This is a genomic window from Streptosporangium saharense, from assembly GCF_014203715.1.
Lineage (GTDB): Bacteria > Actinomycetota > Actinomycetes > Streptosporangiales > Streptosporangiaceae > Streptosporangium > Streptosporangium saharense.
In genome coordinates this window covers 412461-429074 of the sequence record NZ_JACHJP010000003.1, presented here as the reverse complement: position 1 = coordinate 429074, position 16614 = coordinate 412461, and the positions used below count along the sequence as shown (strand labels likewise).

Here is a 16614-nt window from a genome sequence, read left to right as displayed (position 1 = left end):
GCTCACCCGGCGGGGTCCTCGTCGGGAATGGCCGTGCCGTCGTCCTGTGAGGAGGCGTCCCTGTGGGCCGCGCGGCCGACCATGTAGGCGGCGACGGTCGCGGTGATCACCTGGAACACCCCGGTCAGCAGCAGCGTCCCGGCGATGGCCCAGGTGGGGCGGCGCAGCCACATGGCCAGCAGGATCAGCTGCAGGCCGAGCACCTGGGGCTTGGTCGCCGGGTGCATACGCGACAGGGTGCCGTGGAACCTGAGCATCCCCACCCCGGCGGCGAAGGCGAACGCGGCGCCGAGCAGCACGCACACCGCAGCGGCCACGTCGAGCGGGGTCACCGGGCACGTCCCGCGAAGAACCTGGCCAGCGAGACCGACCCGACGAACCCGACCAGCGACAGCACCAGCAGCACCGGCAGCGCGGAGTAGGCGCCCAGGGCGGTCGCCCCGGCCGCGATCCCGCACATGACCACGGCGGTGAGCACGTCGAGCGCGACCGCCCTGTCCAGCATGGACGGGCCGCGCACCAGCCTGGTGAGCGTCAGCGCCGCCGCGCCGCCGAGCAGGGCGAGCGCCACGAGGTACACCGCCGTCACCGCAGTTCCTCCCTGTCCCTGAGAGTGCCGAAGGCCGCGACGATGGCCCCTTCGATCCGTGTCACGTCGGCCTGGACCGTGGTGGGGACGTCTCCCTCGACCCCGAGCACGTGCAGGACCAGCTGTCTGTCCGCGAAGCGCGCCTCAAGGACGAGGCTGCCGGGAAGCGCGGACAGGGCGATCGTGATCAGCACGGTCATCACCTCCGAGGAGGTGCGCAGCCGTACGGTGACCACCTCGACGGGCGGCTGGACGCCCAGGCGCAGCGCCCAGAAGGCGACCCGGAAGCTGGACAGCATCAGGTCGCCCAGGAAGCGGGTCAGGAAGACGGCCGCCGCGACCGGCTGGATCCTGACCCCGGAGTCCAGCATGGGCAGCGGCAGCGCCCAGACGATGACCGTGGCGGCCAGCAGTCCGCCGAGCACGTTGCCCACGGTCAGGTCGCCCCACAGCAGCAGCCACACCACGGTCAGCCAGGCCACCTCGCCCAGCGGGACCGGCCTGCCCAGCAGGCGCGGCACCCGCCCTCCCCCGCCTCCCGTCCGTGTCACCGCGTGCTCCCCAGGACCGCCGAGATGTACGGCTCGCGGGCGATCAGTTCCTCGGCCGTCCGTCTGGTCAGGGCGGACAGCGGCCCGGCGAGGACCGTGTAGGAGAGCCCGAGCACCACCAGGGCCGTGGTCGCCCCCAGCATCGGCGCGGGCATGGTGGTGCTGGTGACGATCTCTCCCCCGGTGATGCCCTCGGTGCCGGGCGCCCGGGTGAGGGTGGTCTCCTCACTCTCCAGGACGGTTCCCGCCCTGTCGGCCGTGCCGGGGGCCGGGGCCCGCCAGAACGCCTTGCTCCAGGCCGTGGCCATGGCGTACAGGGTGAGCAGGCTCGTCACCAGACCGCCCGCGACCAGGAGGAACGGCAGGGCTCCCCCGACAGCCACCCCGGCCTGGACGAGGTTGAGCTTGCCCAGGAAGCCGGACATCGGCGGGATGCCCGCCAGGTTCATCGCGGGGACGAAGAAGAGCACCGCGATGACCGGCGCCAGCCGCATCAGGCCGCCGAGGTCGTCCAGGGAGGTGGTGCCCGCGCGCCGCTCGATGAGCCCGGTCACCAGGAACAGGCTGGTCTGCACGGTGATGTGGTGGACGACGTAGAAGACGGCGCCCGACATGCCCGCGACGGTCGAGAGGCCGACCCCGAAGACCATGTAGCCGATGTGGCTGACCAGCGTGAAGGAGAGCATCCGTTTGATGTCGGTCTGGGCGACGGCGCCGAAGATCCCGACCAGCATCGTCAGCAGCGCCGCCCACATCAGCAGGACGCTGACCGGCCCGCCGGGGAACAGCAGCGCCTCCAGTCTGATGACGGAGTAGATGCCGACCTTGGTGAGCAGCCCGGCGAACAGGGCCGTGGCGGGGGCGGGCGCGGTCGGGTAGGAGTCGGGCAGCCACGCCGACATCGGGAAGATCGCGGCCTTGACCACGAAGACCAGCAGCAGCGTCAGCTCCACCAGCAGCTTGAGGTAGTCGGGCAGCACCTGGAAGCGCTCGGCGAGCTGGGCCATCGACACGGTGCCCGTCGCGCCGTAGGAGACCGCGATCCCGACCAGGAACAGCAGCGAAGAGGCCAGGCCGATCAGCACGTAGGTGGCGCCCGCGCGGATGCGCGACTCGGTCCCGCCGAAGGTGAGCAGCACGTACGACCCGCTGAGCAGCATCTCGAAGGCGACGAAGAGGTTGAACAGGTCACCGGAGAGGAAGGCGTCGGAGACACCCGCGACCATGATCAGATAGGCCGGATGGAAGATCGCCAGCGGGGCCGCGTACTCCTGGTCGGCGTAGGCCTGCGCCAGCGAGTAGATCATCACGCACAGCGTCACCGCGGAGGAGACCACCAGCATCAGCGAGGAGAGCCGGTCGGCCACCAGGGCGATGCCGACCGGGGGCGCCCAGCCGCCGACGTGGGCGGCCAGCGGCCCACCGGTGTCGGCGGCGGCCAGCAGGAGCAGCGAGACCACGAGCACCGCGCTGAGCGTGACGACGCTGATGAGCGCCTGGAGCCTGCGCGACCTGCCGCCGATGGCCAGTTTGAGCCCGGCCGCGAACAGCGGCAGCAGCACCGGCACCGCGACCAGCTCCCCCACCATCAGTCGTCCCCTTCGAGTTCCGGGTCCTGCGCCCTGGCCTGCCGTTCCCTGTCCTGCCTGATCGCCTCCCGCATCTCGGCGCGCGCCTGGCGGCGGCGCCTGCGCAGCCTCCTGCGGATCTCCCGCTCCCGCGCGGCCTGCTCCCGCTCCCTGCGGGCGAACTCGGCGCGCAGCCGGGCGGCTCTTTCGCTCCCGCCCTCCTTCGACGCCTCCTCTGAGGCCTCCTCGGCGTCCCTGCGCTCCCGCTCGCGCCTGGCCGCGTCGAGCCGGGCCAGCTCGGCCCGCTGCTGCCTGACCAGGTTCCGGTAGGCCTCCCGCCTGGCGAGCACGGACCTGGCCAGCTCTCCCCTGCGGGCGCGCAGCCGTACCCTGCGGTCCTCGGTGTCGTCCTGGACCTCGTCGCCCCCGGTGAGCTGCCAGGACCGGTGGACCATGGCGAGCAGGAACGCGGTGACGCCCAGGGTGATCACCAGGGAGGTGAGGACCATCGCCTGCGGCAGCGGGTCGGCCATCCGCTCCCTGGGCGAGACCCCGAGGATCGGCGGCTCGCCCGCGGGGCCACCCGCCAGGACGATGAGCAGGTTGACCCCGTTGCCGAGCAGGATGACGCCGACGAGCAGCCGCACCAGGCTCCGTTCGAGCAGCAGCGCCACCCCGGCCGCGACCAGCGTGCCCGAGGCGACGAACGGCACCAGCGAGACGGTCACCGGCCCTCCTCCTCGATCTGCCGGTCCAGCTCGGCGCCGAGGCTGCGCAGGAAGTCCTGGACCATGCCGACGACCGCGGCGTAGACGCCGACGTCGAACAGCAGCACGGTCGACAGGTGCAGCGTGCCGACCAGCGGGACCTCCACGTCGGCCGAGAGCATGGTCAGCGGGGTGCCGGAGAACACCAGCCCGCACAGGGCGGTGACCGTCGACAGCAGCAGGCCGAAACCGATCAGCACCCCGGCGTGCGCGGGTACGGCGAGCGCCAGCTCGTAGCGGCCGCCCGCGAGGTAGCGGATCACCAGCGCGAGCCCGGCCACGATGCCGCCCGCGAAGCCGCCCCCGACCGCGCTGTGCCCGGTGAACAGCAGGAAGACCGAGATGAGCAGCACGGTGTGGAAGATCAGTCTGGCCACGATCTCCAGGACGGCGGCCCGTTCGTCCTTCGGCAGGGTCGCGGCCAGCCAGTGCGCCCCCCGCTCGGGGACGCGCTCCCCCGAGGGGCGCTCCAGCGTGTAGGCGCGGCGGCGCAGGAAGACCAGGCTGGTGACGCCGAGGGTGAGGACGACGAGCACGGAGCTCTCCCCCATGGTGTCCCAGGCCCTGATGTCCACCAGGAGGGCGCTGACGGCGTTGGCGGCCCCCGCCTCCCGCGCGGCCTCGGGGATCAGCGCCCCGGCCGGGGGCGCCTGGCGGGCGGAGACGGCCAGCATCCCGGCGAGGGTCACGACGACGCCGCTGACCACGCCGAGGCCGAGCCGTACGACGAGGGGAACCCGTGGCCTGCCCTCCCTGGGGCCGAGCGGGAGCCTGCGCAGCACGAGCACGAAGACCACCAGGCTCAGCGTCTCGGTGAGGAACTGCGTCAGCGCCAGGTCGGGCGAGCCGTGGACGAGAAACAGCAGCGCCGTACCGTAACCGGTCAGGCCCGCGACCAGGGCGAGCACGATGTGCGTGCGGATCCTGGGGGCGAGGACGGCCGTGGCCACGACCAGCGCCCCGACCAGCGGCTGTTCCGGGCGGGTCCAGGAGACCACGTCGAGGTGGAGGTCCGGCATGGGACCGTACAGCGCGGCGAAAACCCCGATGCCCGCGACGGAGACGAACGCGATCATGAGGTAGTCGGTCAGCGAGCCGCGCTGGGTGACCCCGGTCAGCTGCAGGGAGAAGCGTTCCAGCCCCCGCATCAGCGCCCAGTAGACCCGTCCCGAGTCCACGATCCGCAGGACTCGTCCCAGCCGCTCGACGAGGCCACCCGCCGCGAACAGCAGCGCCCCGCCGCACAGGGCCACGGCCGACAGCAGCAGCGGCACGACGGCGCCGGTCCACAGGGCGAGGTGGACGTGCCCGGTGCCGGGGAAGGTCGCGGTGTAGCCCTCCATCGCCCGGCCGTACCCGGCGGCGAAGGGGGCGAGCGCCACGCCCAGTACGGCAAGCAGCGCGGGCGGGGCGAAGGTCGCCGCGACGCTGGGACGCGCCACCGTCCCCGGTGCGCCGCCGAAGCCTCCCCACAGGAACCTGGCGCTGTAGGCGACCGTGAGCACCGACCCGGCGACGACCACCGCGAGGACCACGGGGTCGCCCAGCAGCGACTCGAAGGCCGCCTCCTTGCCGACGAACCCCAGCGTCGGCGGTATCCCGGCCATCGAGACCGTCGCGACGGCGGCCGCCGCGCAGAGCCAGGGTGCCGTGCGCCACAGGCCGCTCAGCTCCCGCAGGTCACGGGTGCCGGTGGCGTGGTCGATGACACCGACGACGAGGAACAGCGACGCCTTGAACAGGCCGTGCGCGAGCAGCATGGCCACCCCCGCGAGCGCGGTGTCCCCGGTCCCGGCGCCGAACAGCGCCGTCATGAAGCCGAGCTGGCTGACCGTGCCGTAGGCGAGCAGCCGTTTGAGGTCGTACTCGCGCAGCGCCCGCCACCCGGCAAGCAGCATGGTGAGCAGTCCGAGGGGTACGGCGACCGCCCGCCAGACGGGCAGCGTGCCGAAGGCGGGTCCGAACCTGGCCAGCAGGTAGACCCCGGCCTTGACCATCGCGGCGGCGTGCAGATAGGCCGAGACCGGGGTCGGGGCGGCCATCGCGGCGGGCAGCCACATGCTGAACGGGAAGATCGCCGACTTCGACAGGGCACCGGCCAGGAGCAGCACGACCGCGGCGGGGATCAGGGCGCCGGAGGGCGGCTCTTCGACGATCAGGGAGATCCGGTAGGTGCCCGCGGCCTCGCCCAGGATGACCATCCCGGCCAGCATGGCCAGCCCCCCGGCCGCGGTGACGGTCAGCGCCTGGGTGGCCGCCCTGCGGGCCTGCCTGCTGCGCGGGTCGTGACCGATCAGCAGGTAGGAGAAGACCGTGGTCAGCTCCCAGAACACGTACAGCAACAGCAGGTTGTCCGCGACGACCAGGCCGAGCATCGCCCCCGCGAAGGCGACGAGCACGCCGCCGAACCGGCCGAGCCCCTCCTCGTCGGCGTCGAAGTAGCGCGAGCAGTAGACCAGCACCAGCGCGCCGACCCCGGTGACCAGCGCCATCATCAGCACGCCCAGCGCGTCGGCGCGGAAGGCCAGGTCGAGTCCAAGGACGGGCGCCCAGGCGTGACTCGACCCGGTGGGAACCCCTCTCAGAGCCGTCCACAGCGTGTAGGCGAACCCGCAGGCGGGCGCGGCGGCGAGCACGAGGAAGGCCGCGCGCCCGAGACGGCGGACCAGCGCCGGGGCGCACACCGCCGCGACGGCGTGCAGGATCAGCAGCGACTCCATGTTCCCCCGGGGCACCGTCGTGGTCGGCACAGCCCAAAGTCCCAGAAGCCGGATGTTTCCTCGCCCGGCGCACCGGCGCCTTGACCCGAAAAGCGCCCCGCCTTCACCCCCGCCTGATCAACCTCCCGGCCCGCCGGGAATCAGCGCCTCTGGCGATACGGCCAGGCGCCCCGCATGGCCAGCCCCCCAGGGGTCGGCGCCCGTCTGACCAGGCTCGCTCTTCGCGGGGATCAGCGCTTTCTGGTGGTACGGCCGAGCAGCCAGCCGATCACGGCGCTGCCGAGTGCGACCCCGGCGCCCATGCCGAACGCCGTCAGCACCGGCCAGACGGGACCGTGTTCGCGGGGCCGTACAGCAGGACGCTCAAAGACCGGACCGGGCACCTCGGAAGCGACCTCGGTCTCAAGATCGGGGGCGGGCGCGCCGGACAGGTGGGTCTCGACGGCGGCGAAGAACTCACCGGCCGTCCGCTTGGCGACCGAGCCGAGCACCCGCTGACCGACTCCGCCGATCATGCCCCCCACCACGGCCTCGGCGTCGTAGTCGATCCTGGTGCCGTCCTCGACCTCGCTGAGCCGTACCTCCACGGTCGCCTCGACGGTGCCCGGCGCGCCCTGGCCCCTGGCCCTGAGCACGAACCGGTGCGGGGCCTGCGGGTCGAGCAGGGCGACCTCCCCCCGGTAGACGCCCTTGACGGAGGCCACCCCCGCGGTGACCGTCATCCGGTAGACGCCCGGCCCCGTCTCCTCAAGGCGCTCGCAGCCGGGGATCGTCCGTACGAGCACGGCCGGGTTCTGCAGCGCGGACCACACGCGCTCTCTGTCGATGCCGAGTACGGCACTGCCTGCGACCTTCACCACAGCACCATAGGCCGTCAGGCGCGCCCGGTCCGCAACGGCTCACCCGCCTCGTGCAGGTGCCGCAGGGCCTGGCCGTACGACTCGAACAGGCCGCACTCCAGGTAGGGGACGCCCAGTTCCGCGCAGTACCTCCTGACGATCGGCTGGGCGCGGCGCAGGTTGGGGGTCGGCATGCCGGGGAACAGGTGGTGCTCGATCTGGTAGTTCAGGCCACCGAGCAGGGTGTCGACCACCCGGCCGCCGCGCACGTTGCGCGAGGTCAGCACCTGCTTCCTGAGGAAGTCGAGCTTGTCCTCGTCGCTCGGCATCGGCATCCCCTTGTGGTTGGGGGCGAAGGTGCAGCCCAGGTAGACACCGAAGACCGCCTGGTGGACGAGCAGGAAGGCCACCGCCAGGCCCGGCGAGAGCACGGTGAACAGCACGCCGAGATAGGCCACGACGTGCACGGTCAGCAGCGCCGCCTCAAGTCCCCTGCGCCGCAGGTGGGGACGGGTCAGCGCCCTGAAGCTCGACACGTGCAGGTTGAAGCCCTCCAGGGTGAGCAGCGGGAAGAACAGGTAGGCCTGCCAGCCGCCGATGAGCCTGGCCAGGCCCCTGCTCTCGGCCGCCTGCTCCCTGGACCAGACCAGGACGTCGGGGGCGACGTCGGGATCGTGGTCGGCGTGGTTGGGATTGGCGTGGTGGCGGGTGTGCTTGTCCATCCACCAGCCGTAGCTCATGCCGATCGCCAGGTTGCCCGCGACCAGACCGGCGGCCTCTGCGGCGCTTCTGGCGCGCAGGACCTGCCGGTGGGCCAGGTCGTGGGCGACCAGCGCGACCTGGGCGAACACCACGGCGAGGAAGACCGCGACGAGCAGTTGGTACCAGGAGTCGCCGACCACGAAGAAGGCGGCCCAGCCCCCGAGGTAGAGGCCGCCCACGATCCCCAGCCGCAGGGCGTAGTAACCGGGCCGCGGGTCCAGCAGCCCCGCCTCGGTGACGCGGCGCGACAGGCGCGCGAAGTCGCTGCCCCTCGCGCTCCTGGTCATGGTCTTTTCGGGCACGTTTCCCCCTTGGTCCGCGGATGCCGGAAATGGCGCCCCCGCCACAGGATCGCGGGCGCGGCGGGGGTGGCGGACCCCCGTGGCCACCCCGCCCGGTGGTAGTGCTGGCCCTACCCCGATGCAGGGGTTATGGGGGGTTTCACAGGGAGTTCAGGGGTTTAACAGCCAGTTGAGGCTTCTGTTACTGGCAGGATGGTGGCCCATGACTTCGGGGACGTCGTGGGCGATCAGGACGGCGGCCGTGTTCACGGCCCTGGTGGCGAGCGCGGCGTGCGCGGCGGGACCAGCCGGATCGGCCAAGGAGGGGAAACCGGCAGCGGAGCCGTCGGCGAAGCCGTCCCCCGCCCGCCCGCAGGGACCGTCCGGCGCGACGCCCAGGCCCGGGGAGGTCGGCCGGATCCCCAAAACCGCCGACGGGCTGCCCCCGGTGGTCAGCTCGATCCCGACCACCAGGAAGGTGGTCTTCCTCACCATCGACGACGGCTGGGAGCAGGACCCCGGCTTCCTCGCCCAGGTCCGCGACCGCAGGGTCCCGATCACGGCCTTCGTCACCCGCGACGCCGTCGAGGCCAGGGGCGCCACCGACCCGACCGCCCAGGGCGGCAGGTTCCTCGGCGCGGGCAAGTGGGGATACATGCGCGACCTGCGGGACGCGGGCTCGCCCATCGAGAACCACACGCTGACCCATCCGAACCTGGTCACGCTGGGGTACGAGGGGCAGCGGGCCGAGATCTGCGGCGCCTCGACGGTGATCCGCAAGCAGACCGGCAGGGCGCCGACGCTGCTGCGCCCGCCGTTCGGCAACCAGAACTCCCTGACCCGCAGGGCCGCCAAGTCCTGCGGGATCGACGCCCTGCTGCTGTGGACCGCGACCGTGCAGCCGGGCGGGAAGATCGCCTACCAGGTGCCGGACAAGAAGCTGCGCCCCGGCGACGTGCTGCTGCTGCACTTCAGGCCCAACCTGTCGAAGGACTTCCGCATCCTCGTGGACAAGATCGAACGCAGGGGCTTCGAGCTGGGCAACCTGGAGGCCTACCTGAAGGCCGCGCTGCGGTAGTCGCCCGTGCGTCTTGGTGAGGAGGCGGGTCCGCCGCCCGACGTACCCCGGAGTCATTCCGGCGGCTGACGACCCGTGGGGGTCGCGTGACCGACGATGGTCATGTGCTCGCGGGACCTGGTGACCCGCGAGCCCTCCCCCGGCGAGGTGGGGCGCGCACCCCGCCCGCCGGGGACGTCCGGGGCGCGGGGCCCCGGTTGCACGGGGAAAGCAGGCGCCGCGAGCCGGAGGGGACGATCTTGGCTCGGAGGAGATGTGCGGTCTCCTACCGGGCCGTGTGACAGAGATCGCATGTGCTCGCGGCGCCAACCCCCCTCAATGCTCTACAACGTGTAGTACTACTAATAGTAGAACTACGAGTTGTAGAGCTCCAGGCCCGCGAGGGGAAGATGGACGCACTAGACCTGGCACGGTGGCAGTTCGGGGTCACCACCGTTTACCACTTTCTTTTCGTACCTCTGACGATCGGCCTCGGCGTCTTCGTGGCCGGGTTGCAGACCGCATGGCACCGTACCGGCAAGGAGCACTACCTGAGACTGACGAAGTTCTTCGGGAAACTGTTCCTGATCAACTTCGCGATGGGCGTGGTCACCGGCATCGTGCAGGAGTTCCAGTTCGGCATGAACTGGAGCGAGTACTCGGTCTTCGTCGGCGACGTCTTCGGCGCCCCGCTCGCCCTTGAGGCCCTGCTCGCCTTCTTCCTGGAGTCGACATTCCTCGGGCTGTGGATCTTCGGCTGGGACCGGCTCCCCAAGCGGGTCCACCTGGCCACCATCTGGGCCGCGGTGATCGGCTCCAACCTGTCGGCCTACTTCATCCTGGCCGCCAACGCGTGGATGAAGCACCCGGTCGGCTACGAGGTCGTGGACGGCAGGGCCCGCATGACGGACCTGTGGGCGGTGCTGACCAACCCGACCGCGACCGCCCAGGTGCCGCACGTGGTGGCGGCCTCCTTCGTGGTCGCGGGCGGGTTCGTGCTGGCGGTGTGCGGCTACCACGTCCTGCGCGAGCGGCGCGACCCCGACCGCACCCGGCCGGTACGGCGCGGCGCCGACATGTGGCGGACCCCGATCCGGGCGGCGCTGGTCATGACGGCCATCGCGGGAGCCGTCGTCGCGGTCAGCGGTGACACCTCCGCCAAGCTGATGTACGAGCAGCAGCCGATGAAGCTCGCCGCCGCCGAAGGGCTCAGGCACGACACCGCGGGGGCGCCGTTCTCCCCGGTGCCCGGCGTCGAGATCCCCATGATGCTCAGCCTCCTGTCCACCAACGACCCGAACGCCGTGGTCCAGGGCACCGAGGACCTCCAGAAACGCTTCACCCAGCAGTTCGGCCCTGCCGACTACCGGCCCAACATGCCGGTGGTCTTCTGGTCCTTCCGCGTGATGATCGTCTTCGGCCTCGCGACGGTCGGCCTGGCCTTCCTCGGCCTGTGGCTGACCAGGGGACGCAGGAAGCGGAACCCGCGTCAGGTGCCCTCGTGGCTGGCCCGCGCGTTCCTGCTCGCCCTGCCGCTGCCGACCCTCGCGGTGGTCGCGGGCTGGCTGCTCAGCGAGATCGGCCGCCAGCCATGGACTGTCCAGGGCGAACTGCTCACCGCGGCCAGTGTCTCCCCCGGCGTCGGACTCGGCGAGGTCGCCGTCTCCCTCGCCCTGTTCACGGCCCTGTACGGCGCGCTCGCGCTGGCCGAGGCCGTACTCATCGTCCGGCACGTCAAGTCGGGCCCCGAGCCCGTCGCCCCCGCGCGCCGTCCCGACGCACCCTCCGGCGTCGGCGGGAACACGGCCGCCGACCTCCAGCCGACCCTGATGTACTGAGGCGGAGACCATGGAACTCACCACCTTCTGGTTCGCGGTCATCGCGTTCCTGTGGACCGGTTACTTCGTCCTTGAGGGCTTCGACTTCGGCGTCGGCCTGCTGGCGCCCGCGCTCTCCAGGAACGAGGCCGAGCGCAGGCAGGTGCTCGGCACGATCGGCCCCGTCTGGGACGGCAACGAGGTCTGGCTGATCACCGCCGTCGGCGCGATGTTCGCCGCCTTCCCCGCGTGGTACGCCGGGATGCTCAGCTCGTTCTACCTGCCGCTCACGCTGGTCCTGGCGGGGCTGATCGTGCGCGGCGTCGGCCTCGAATGGCGGGGCAAGGTCCACCACGCCTCCGACCGCGCCTGGTGCGACCTGGGCATCATGGTCGGCAGCGGGCTGCCCGCCTTCCTGTGGGGCGCCGTCTTCGCCGACCTGCTGCACGGCGACGCCCTCGCGGCGCTGGTCGGCGGGGTGTTCTCGCTGTCGGTCTGCGCGCTGCACGGCGCGGTCTTCGTCGCCCTCAAGACGACGGGCGCCGTCCGGGCCCGTGCCCGCCGTACCGCGATGGCCGTCTCCGCGGTCGCGGTGCCCGCCGCCGTCATCGCGCTGTCGGGCATCCCCTCGGCCCGTACGGCTGTCGCCGACTGGACCGCGGCGCCATGGCTGTGGGTCTGCGCGCTGGCCGCGACGGCCGCCCTGGCCGCCGGGGTCGCGCTGGTCTGGCGGGGCAGGGAGGGCTGGGCGTTCACCGCCACCGCCTCCTGTCTCGCGCTGGGCGGTCTCGCCCTCTTCGGCGCCCTGTGGCCCGCCCCGATGCCCAACCTCACCGTCACCGAGGCGGCCTCGGGCCCGTACACGCTGGGGGTGCTGACCTGGATCGGCCTGGCCGCGCTGCCCTTCGTGCTCGGCTACCAGGCCTGGTCCTACTGGGTGTTCCGCAGGCGACTGGTCGCCGAGCCGGTCTAGTGGCGTGTCACGCAACCTTGGTGGGATAACCGGTCCATGAGCGGATCGGGGAGCTGGGCGTGCCGGTTGTGCCAGCGGATGTAGGCGGCGTTCTGCCTGGGGTGGCCGGTGCCGTTGAGGGCGAAGTAACGCGGTGCGGCGAATTCGGATTCGATCCAGTTCAGCCAGGAGGAGGAGGCCGGCCTGCTGGCGCGATGGCACGCCCGCTGAGCCCGGCCCGGCCTCAGTCGACCGGCAGCTCCAGCCGGGGGAAGATCGCCGGAGCCTTCTCGATTCCGCAGCCCGGCAGCCCGTCCAGCCACGGCTCGGCCACGGACACCGACTTGAGGCTCTCCCCGAGGGATCCGAGGATCGCGTCGGAGGCCGAGGGCAGGAACGGCGAGATAAGCCAGCCCAGCCGCCGCACCGCACCGACCAGGTGGAGCAGCGTCGTGTCGAGCACCTCCTGTGACGCCGCGTCGTCGGCTTTCGCCAGGTGCCAGGGGGCGCGCCCATCGATGTACGCGTTCGTGTGCCGGACCAGATCCCAGATCCGGGCGAGAGCCTCGCGGCCATCGAAGCGGTCCATGGCCGCGGTGGCCTCGGCCGTGCTCGCCGCCACCTGATTCACCAGGGCCGTGTCGGCTTCGGTCACGGCGCCGCCTTCGGGCACGATTCCGTCGCGGTAGCGCGTGACCATGCTTGTCACCCGGCTCACCAGGTTGCCGAGACCGTTGGCGAGGTCGGAGTTGTACCGGCTGACCATCCGCTCCTCGCTGAAGTCACCGTCAAGGAACGGCGAGATGTCGGCGAGGAGGTAGTAGCGGACCGCGTCCGTGCCGACCTGCTGGACCAGCTCGGCCGGGTCGACGACGTTGCCGAGGGACTTGCTGAGCTTCTGGCCGGACAGAGTGATATACCCGTGCACCACGACGTCGGTGGGCAGCGGCACTCTGGCCGACAAGAGCATCGCCGGCCAGTACACCGCGTGGAATCGGATCACGCCCTTGCCGACGGCGTGCACCCGGCGGTCGGCGTTCTCCCAGTACTTGTGGTAGCCCTCAGCGTCGCGGACGAATCCGAGGCCGTTGACGTAGTTGGTCAGGGCGTCGATCCACACGTACATGACCTGACCGGGATCCCCGGGCACCGGGATTCCCCAGCCGCGCGCCCGCTCAATCGAACGCGAGATGCTGATGTCCGCAAGGCCACCCCGGATGAAGCTGGTCACCTCGTTCATCCGCGACGCGGGCCAGACGGCCAGCGCCCCGGACTCGATCACCTCAAGTAGCGCGTCCTGGTAGCGCGACAGGCGGAAGAAGTAGTTCCGCTCCCGAACGAGCTCCGGCACCGTGAGGTGCTCGGGGCACTTTCCCTCGACCAGTTCGGCCTCGCCGTAGAACTGCTCGCAGCCGACGCAGTAGAGGCCCTCGTACTCCTTGGAATAGATGTCGCCGGACTTCTCCATACGTCGCCAGAACTCGGTCGCACCTTTGATGTGGTCGATGTCGACACTGGTGCGCACAAAGTGGTCCACACGCAGATCCAGATGCTCGATCAGGCGCTCGAAATAGACGACATTGGTGTCCACCAGCTCGCGGGTGGAGATGTTCAGCCGTTCCGCGGACAGTACGTTTTTGAGGCTGTTCTCGTCGGAACCGCTCATGAACAGCACGTCATCACCCTGGCGCGCCCGGTGCCGGGCGTACGCGTCCGCCTGCACATACTCAAGCGCGTGGCCGAGGTGTGGCTTCGCGTTGACGTACGGAATTGTCGTGGAGATGAATGTTGCGCCGGACATGAGACCCCAATGGATGGTGTGAGAGTCGTGCGGCCTGCGGCCCGGCACGAGTCTAGTGGCGTGTCACTGAACCTTGCTGGGCTATTTGATCTCGGCGGGTGAGCAGTCCCGGAGTAGTTCTGGGAAGTGGTCATGGCACGTAAATCCGAGATATTCGTCCGTGCGCTGACGATGGAGGAGGGACGGCGCCTGCCAAGGATCCGGTGAAGCTGCGGCGAGCGATCGTGGTGCTGATGTCCGCGAAGGACAGTCGGCTTCGGCGATCACGTCGTTGACGCAGGTCAGTGACGACTACGCGCGCCAGGTGGTGCACGTGTTCAACGAGCGGGGGTTCGAGGCCTTGGACCCGGAATGGAGCGGAGGTCGTCCACGCAGGACCAGTGAGCGGGTGCGCGAGCGCATCTGCCTGATCGCCCGGACGACCCCCGCCGAGTGGGGCCTCACCGGCTTCTCCACCCGGAGCCTGTCCAAGCTCGCCACCCACCTGATCGAGTTGCGGCTGATGACCTCGATCAGCCGCCATCGCGCCTACATCCGCTGGCACAACCGGCACGCCCGGCCCACGGTCAGCTTCGCGGCCAACTCCCCGATCCGCTCATGGACCAGTTCGTGACACGCCACTAGCCGGACCTGGACGGCGTTCAGCCGTTCAGCAGGGCGTTGATGTCGGTCTCGCGGTAGCGGCGCTGTCCGCCGGGGGTTTTCAACGAGGGGATCTTCCCCGTGAGGGACCAGCGGTTGACGGTCTTGGGGTCCACCCCGAAGATATGGGCCACCTCGCCGGGGGTGAGGAGCCGTTCCGCAGGGCCGGTGTCGTTCTTGTTCGCGGACATGGGGGCTTCCTTCAGTAACGCAGTCGGTGGAGGATCTCGTCGTGCCGAGCCAGCGCACTGGACAGCCGCCGCAGGCTGGTACGGCCCAGCACGTCCCTGGCCCCGGCCCTGCGCTGGTCGGGCCGCAGCGGGTAGTACCGGGTGGCCCACCACCGGGGCAGTCCGGGCAGGTCACGCTGCTCGTAGTACCAGCCGGGGTGGGTGCTGATGAGCACGTCGATCACGCGCTGTTCGTACTCGTCTTCGGTCATGGTCGTCTCGCTTCGGGAAACACGCCTCACGCGGGGAGGCCTTGCCGGTTCAGACGGGGGGTGCCCGGCCCCGAGCCGGGGAGCATGAGGCCGGGCACCCGGTAGAGGGACCGGCCTCGCGTGTGGGGACGCGAGACCGGTGCGCGAGACGGCTCCCCCTTCCCCAACACGCCCTGCCATGTCCCGACGTGTGTGGGAGCCGCCTCGCGAAGGTGTGCGGCCCAGACCCCTCCTGACTGGGCCGCACGTTCATGGGGTACGGCGGGCAGCGGGTGGGATGAGGTCCCACCGCCCGCCGTACCGGCTTTTAGGAGCGCAGCAACCTGCGCAGTCCGACAGGCCGCCGACCAGCGCGGATGGCGTGGGCGGCGTGGGTCTGGAGGGCACGGGCGACGGCGACGGCCTGGATGCTCGGCGGCACCGCCGGGGACTTCTGGGCGGCCAGCTTGCGGTCCAACTCCTCCGCCGACTCGGCCCGCACCAGCAGCACGGCGCCGGGTTCCGGCCTGCCGGACAGCGCATGCCGGTAGGCGTTCCACAGACCGGTCTGCGCGTTGTGGAAGACCAGCCAGCCCGGGTGGGCCTGTTGCACGGTGTCGCAGGTTCGATCCGCGTGTGGACGGGTCGTGTTGAGCAGGGGCATCATGCCGCCCTCCCACCCCGACGCCGCTTCCCAGCGGTTCCCTCAGCGGACGGGCTCTCCCCGCCGCCGCGCTGGGGCGGTGCGGCCCGAAGCAGACGGTTCATCTCCGCCTCCCGCATCCGCTCCTCCAGCCCCTCGGTCGTGGCGTCCTCGACCATCACCAAGTGCGGGCTGTCCCAGGAGGCCACGGCGTGGAAACTCCGCTTACTCAGGCTGTAGAACACCGTCCACTCAGGCCACACCTGGCTGAGCCTCTCGGCCTCGGCCCGCGCGGGACCATCCCACACCCGCCGATACACCAGGCTGTACGGCTGGCCCTCCCGGTGCCGCCCCGTCACGAGACCACTCCCTCAACCGCGACGCGAGCCTTCTCCTCCTGCTCAGCCACGGCGGCCTGGACCTCCTCGAAGGTGTCGGCGTCCACGGCCGGTTCCACCCCGGCCCGCAACGCCACACGCGGGAAGGCACGGTTGCGGATGGCCCAGTAGCGGCCGGTGTCACTGACGATCAGCCGCCAGCCCGGGATGGCCGGGGTGGTGGGAACGGGAGTGTCGTCGTACATGGAACGCACCTCCATGATCCGGTTGAGGGCTCCCGCCCCATTCCCCCTGTTCGGGGGACCTGTCGGGAGAGGAACGAAGCGTTGAGCCGTACAGGACCGTGAACCCCAGGACCGAATTCGCTGAGGCTCGGCAGGCCGTACGGCGGGCGGCTTTTCAAGATCTAGAGTGTGATGCACCGGGGGGCACCCGTGGGCTCCCCGAGGCTCCGGGGGACGCCCGAAGGGGCATGGGAACGCCCCTCTACCGTCTGCACCATGATCAAAAGGGATCAGGGGCAGCCGGTCTGGGATGAGGATCGGGCCATCTGGAAGCAGGTCGCCGCCGAGCTGCAGGAACGGATCACGTCCGGTCGTTATCGACAGCGGAGCGCCATCCCCAGCATCACGCAGTTGGAGGAGGAGTTCTGGGTCTCCCGGGACACCATCCGAAGGGCGTTGCGGCACCTGACCGGCCTGAACATGATCCGCGCCGAGACGGGCGTGGGCACTTTCGTCACAACGCAGGACCAGTGGCGCGCCGAGGCCGATCTCGCCGACGGCGGGTGACACCACCCGCTGAGAAGAAAAGTCACTGCGATGTGTGCCATTCGGCACTCGTGCTCCGACTGACGCTGTCATTAT

General features: G+C 70.7%; 19 protein-coding genes. 5 read left to right on the top strand and 14 right to left on the bottom strand.

What is annotated here, in order from left to right:
- Positions 1 to 2 precede the first annotated feature (2 nt).
- From mnhG to FHS44_RS17910, 8 genes are all read right to left on the bottom strand, one after another.
- On the bottom strand, positions 3 to 332 hold the full coding sequence (mnhG, locus tag FHS44_RS17945) for a monovalent cation/H(+) antiporter subunit G (protein ID WP_184716041.1): 330 nt from the start codon (positions 330 to 332) through the stop codon (positions 3 to 5).
- The gene (locus FHS44_RS17940) at positions 329 to 589 is read right to left on the bottom strand and encodes a monovalent cation/H+ antiporter complex subunit F (RefSeq protein WP_184716039.1); all 261 of its coding nucleotides are present in this window, start codon (positions 587 to 589) and stop codon (positions 329 to 331) included. The genes mnhG and FHS44_RS17940 overlap by 4 nt, the downstream gene beginning before the upstream one ends.
- Positions 586 to 1140 carry a Na+/H+ antiporter subunit E gene (locus FHS44_RS17935; RefSeq protein ID WP_184716037.1) on the bottom strand — a complete coding sequence of 185 codons (555 nt, stop codon included), beginning with the start codon at positions 1138 to 1140 and terminating at the stop codon, positions 586 to 588. The genes FHS44_RS17940 and FHS44_RS17935 overlap by 4 nt, the downstream gene beginning before the upstream one ends.
- Positions 1137 to 2729: a Na+/H+ antiporter subunit D gene (locus FHS44_RS17930; RefSeq protein ID WP_184716036.1), complete on the bottom strand. Its 1593-nt coding sequence runs from the start codon at positions 2727 to 2729 to the stop codon at positions 1137 to 1139. Before FHS44_RS17930 ends, FHS44_RS17935 begins: the two co-directional genes overlap by 4 nt.
- A complete protein-coding gene (locus FHS44_RS17925) occupies positions 2729 to 3436 on the bottom strand; it encodes a Na(+)/H(+) antiporter subunit C (RefSeq protein WP_184716034.1) in 708 nt (235 codons plus the stop codon). Before FHS44_RS17925 ends, FHS44_RS17930 begins: the two co-directional genes overlap by 1 nt.
- On the bottom strand, positions 3433 to 6195 hold the full coding sequence (locus FHS44_RS17920) for a Na+/H+ antiporter subunit A (RefSeq protein WP_184716629.1): 2763 nt from the start codon (positions 6193 to 6195) through the stop codon (positions 3433 to 3435). Before FHS44_RS17920 ends, FHS44_RS17925 begins: the two co-directional genes overlap by 4 nt.
- 230 nt (positions 6196 to 6425) lie before the next feature.
- Entirely contained in the window at positions 6426 to 7052 is a 627-nt protein-coding gene (locus FHS44_RS17915; RefSeq protein ID WP_184716032.1) for an SRPBCC family protein, read from the bottom strand.
- A 17-nt stretch (positions 7053 to 7069) separates the two neighbouring features.
- Complete coding sequence (locus FHS44_RS17910) at positions 7070 to 8017, bottom strand: fatty acid desaturase family protein (RefSeq protein ID WP_246435669.1); 948 nt, start codon at positions 8015 to 8017, stop codon at positions 7070 to 7072.
- A 283-nt stretch (positions 8018 to 8300) separates the two neighbouring features.
- Between FHS44_RS17910 and FHS44_RS17905 the strand changes: the two genes are divergently transcribed.
- From FHS44_RS17905 to cydB, 3 genes are all read left to right on the top strand, one after another.
- Positions 8301 to 9155, top strand: a complete 855-nt coding sequence (locus FHS44_RS17905) for a polysaccharide deacetylase family protein (protein ID WP_184716030.1) — start codon at positions 8301 to 8303, stop codon at positions 9153 to 9155.
- 389 nt (positions 9156 to 9544) lie between these two features.
- Positions 9545 to 10972, top strand: coding sequence for a cytochrome ubiquinol oxidase subunit I (locus FHS44_RS17900; RefSeq protein ID WP_184716028.1), 1428 nt, complete (start codon positions 9545 to 9547; stop codon positions 10970 to 10972).
- Positions 10973 to 10982: 10 nt separating this feature from the next.
- The gene (gene cydB / locus FHS44_RS17895; RefSeq protein WP_184716027.1) at positions 10983 to 11924 is read left to right on the top strand and encodes a cytochrome d ubiquinol oxidase subunit II; all 942 of its coding nucleotides are present in this window, start codon (positions 10983 to 10985) and stop codon (positions 11922 to 11924) included.
- A 223-nt stretch (positions 11925 to 12147) separates the two neighbouring features.
- Here the strand turns inward: cydB and metG are convergent, their stop codons facing one another.
- Positions 12148 to 13704 carry a methionine--tRNA ligase gene (metG, locus tag FHS44_RS17890; RefSeq protein WP_184716025.1) on the bottom strand — a complete coding sequence of 519 codons (1557 nt, stop codon included), beginning with the start codon at positions 13702 to 13704 and terminating at the stop codon, positions 12148 to 12150.
- Positions 13705 to 13975: 271 nt separating this feature from the next.
- On the opposite strand from metG, the gene FHS44_RS17885 reads away from it, so the two are divergent.
- Complete coding sequence (locus FHS44_RS17885) at positions 13976 to 14317, top strand: helix-turn-helix domain-containing protein (protein ID WP_221460929.1); 342 nt, start codon at positions 13976 to 13978, stop codon at positions 14315 to 14317.
- A gap of 28 nt (positions 14318 to 14345) precedes the next feature.
- On the opposite strand, the gene FHS44_RS17880 is transcribed toward FHS44_RS17885, so the two are convergent.
- The 5 genes from FHS44_RS17880 to FHS44_RS17860 form a co-directional block, all read right to left on the bottom strand.
- On the bottom strand, positions 14346 to 14537 hold the full coding sequence (locus tag FHS44_RS17880) for a BldC family transcriptional regulator (protein ID WP_184716023.1): 192 nt from the start codon (positions 14535 to 14537) through the stop codon (positions 14346 to 14348).
- A gap of 11 nt (positions 14538 to 14548) precedes the next feature.
- On the bottom strand, positions 14549 to 14788 hold the full coding sequence (locus FHS44_RS17875) for a hypothetical protein (protein WP_184716020.1): 240 nt from the start codon (positions 14786 to 14788) through the stop codon (positions 14549 to 14551).
- Positions 14789 to 15095: 307 nt separating this feature from the next.
- Positions 15096 to 15434 (bottom strand): hypothetical protein, encoded by a 339-nt coding sequence (locus FHS44_RS17870; RefSeq protein WP_184716018.1) that lies wholly within the window; start codon positions 15432 to 15434, stop codon positions 15096 to 15098.
- Positions 15431 to 15769, bottom strand: coding sequence for a hypothetical protein (locus FHS44_RS17865; protein ID WP_184716016.1), 339 nt, complete (start codon positions 15767 to 15769; stop codon positions 15431 to 15433). The genes FHS44_RS17870 and FHS44_RS17865 overlap by 4 nt, the downstream gene beginning before the upstream one ends.
- Entirely contained in the window at positions 15766 to 15993 is a 228-nt protein-coding gene (locus tag FHS44_RS17860; RefSeq protein WP_184716014.1) for a hypothetical protein, read from the bottom strand. The genes FHS44_RS17865 and FHS44_RS17860 overlap by 4 nt, the downstream gene beginning before the upstream one ends.
- Positions 15994 to 16248: 255 nt before the next feature.
- On the opposite strand from FHS44_RS17860, the gene FHS44_RS17855 reads away from it, so the two are divergent.
- Positions 16249 to 16539: a winged helix-turn-helix domain-containing protein gene (locus FHS44_RS17855; RefSeq protein WP_184716012.1), complete on the top strand. Its 291-nt coding sequence runs from the start codon at positions 16249 to 16251 to the stop codon at positions 16537 to 16539.
- Positions 16540 to 16614: the final 75 nt, after the last annotated feature.

Bases quoted from the DNA above. Each gene is read 5' to 3' on its own strand.
- FHS44_RS17930 (WP_184716036.1), bottom strand. From the start codon at position 2,729: ATGGTGGGGGAGCTGGTCGCGGTGCCGGTGCTGCTGCCGCTGTTCGCG.
- FHS44_RS17920 (WP_184716629.1), bottom strand. From the start codon at position 6,195: ATGGAGTCGCTGCTGATCCTGCACGCCGTCGCGGCGGTGTGCGCCCCG.
- FHS44_RS17905 (WP_184716030.1), top strand. From the start codon at position 8,301: ATGACTTCGGGGACGTCGTGGGCGATCAGGACGGCGGCCGTGTTCACG.
- FHS44_RS17900 (WP_184716028.1), top strand. From the start codon at position 9,545: ATGGACGCACTAGACCTGGCACGGTGGCAGTTCGGGGTCACCACCGTT.
- cydB (WP_184716027.1), top strand. From the start codon at position 10,983: ATGGAACTCACCACCTTCTGGTTCGCGGTCATCGCGTTCCTGTGGACC.
- metG (WP_184716025.1), bottom strand. From the start codon at position 13,704: ATGTCCGGCGCAACATTCATCTCCACGACAATTCCGTACGTCAACGCG.
- FHS44_RS17880 (WP_184716023.1), bottom strand. From the start codon at position 14,537: ATGTCCGCGAACAAGAACGACACCGGCCCTGCGGAACGGCTCCTCACC.
- FHS44_RS17875 (WP_184716020.1), bottom strand. From the start codon at position 14,788: ATGACCGAAGACGAGTACGAACAGCGCGTGATCGACGTGCTCATCAGC.
- FHS44_RS17870 (WP_184716018.1), bottom strand. From the start codon at position 15,434: ATGATGCCCCTGCTCAACACGACCCGTCCACACGCGGATCGAACCTGC.
- FHS44_RS17860 (WP_184716014.1), bottom strand. From the start codon at position 15,993: ATGTACGACGACACTCCCGTTCCCACCACCCCGGCCATCCCGGGCTGG.
- FHS44_RS17855 (WP_184716012.1), top strand. From the start codon at position 16,249: ATGATCAAAAGGGATCAGGGGCAGCCGGTCTGGGATGAGGATCGGGCC.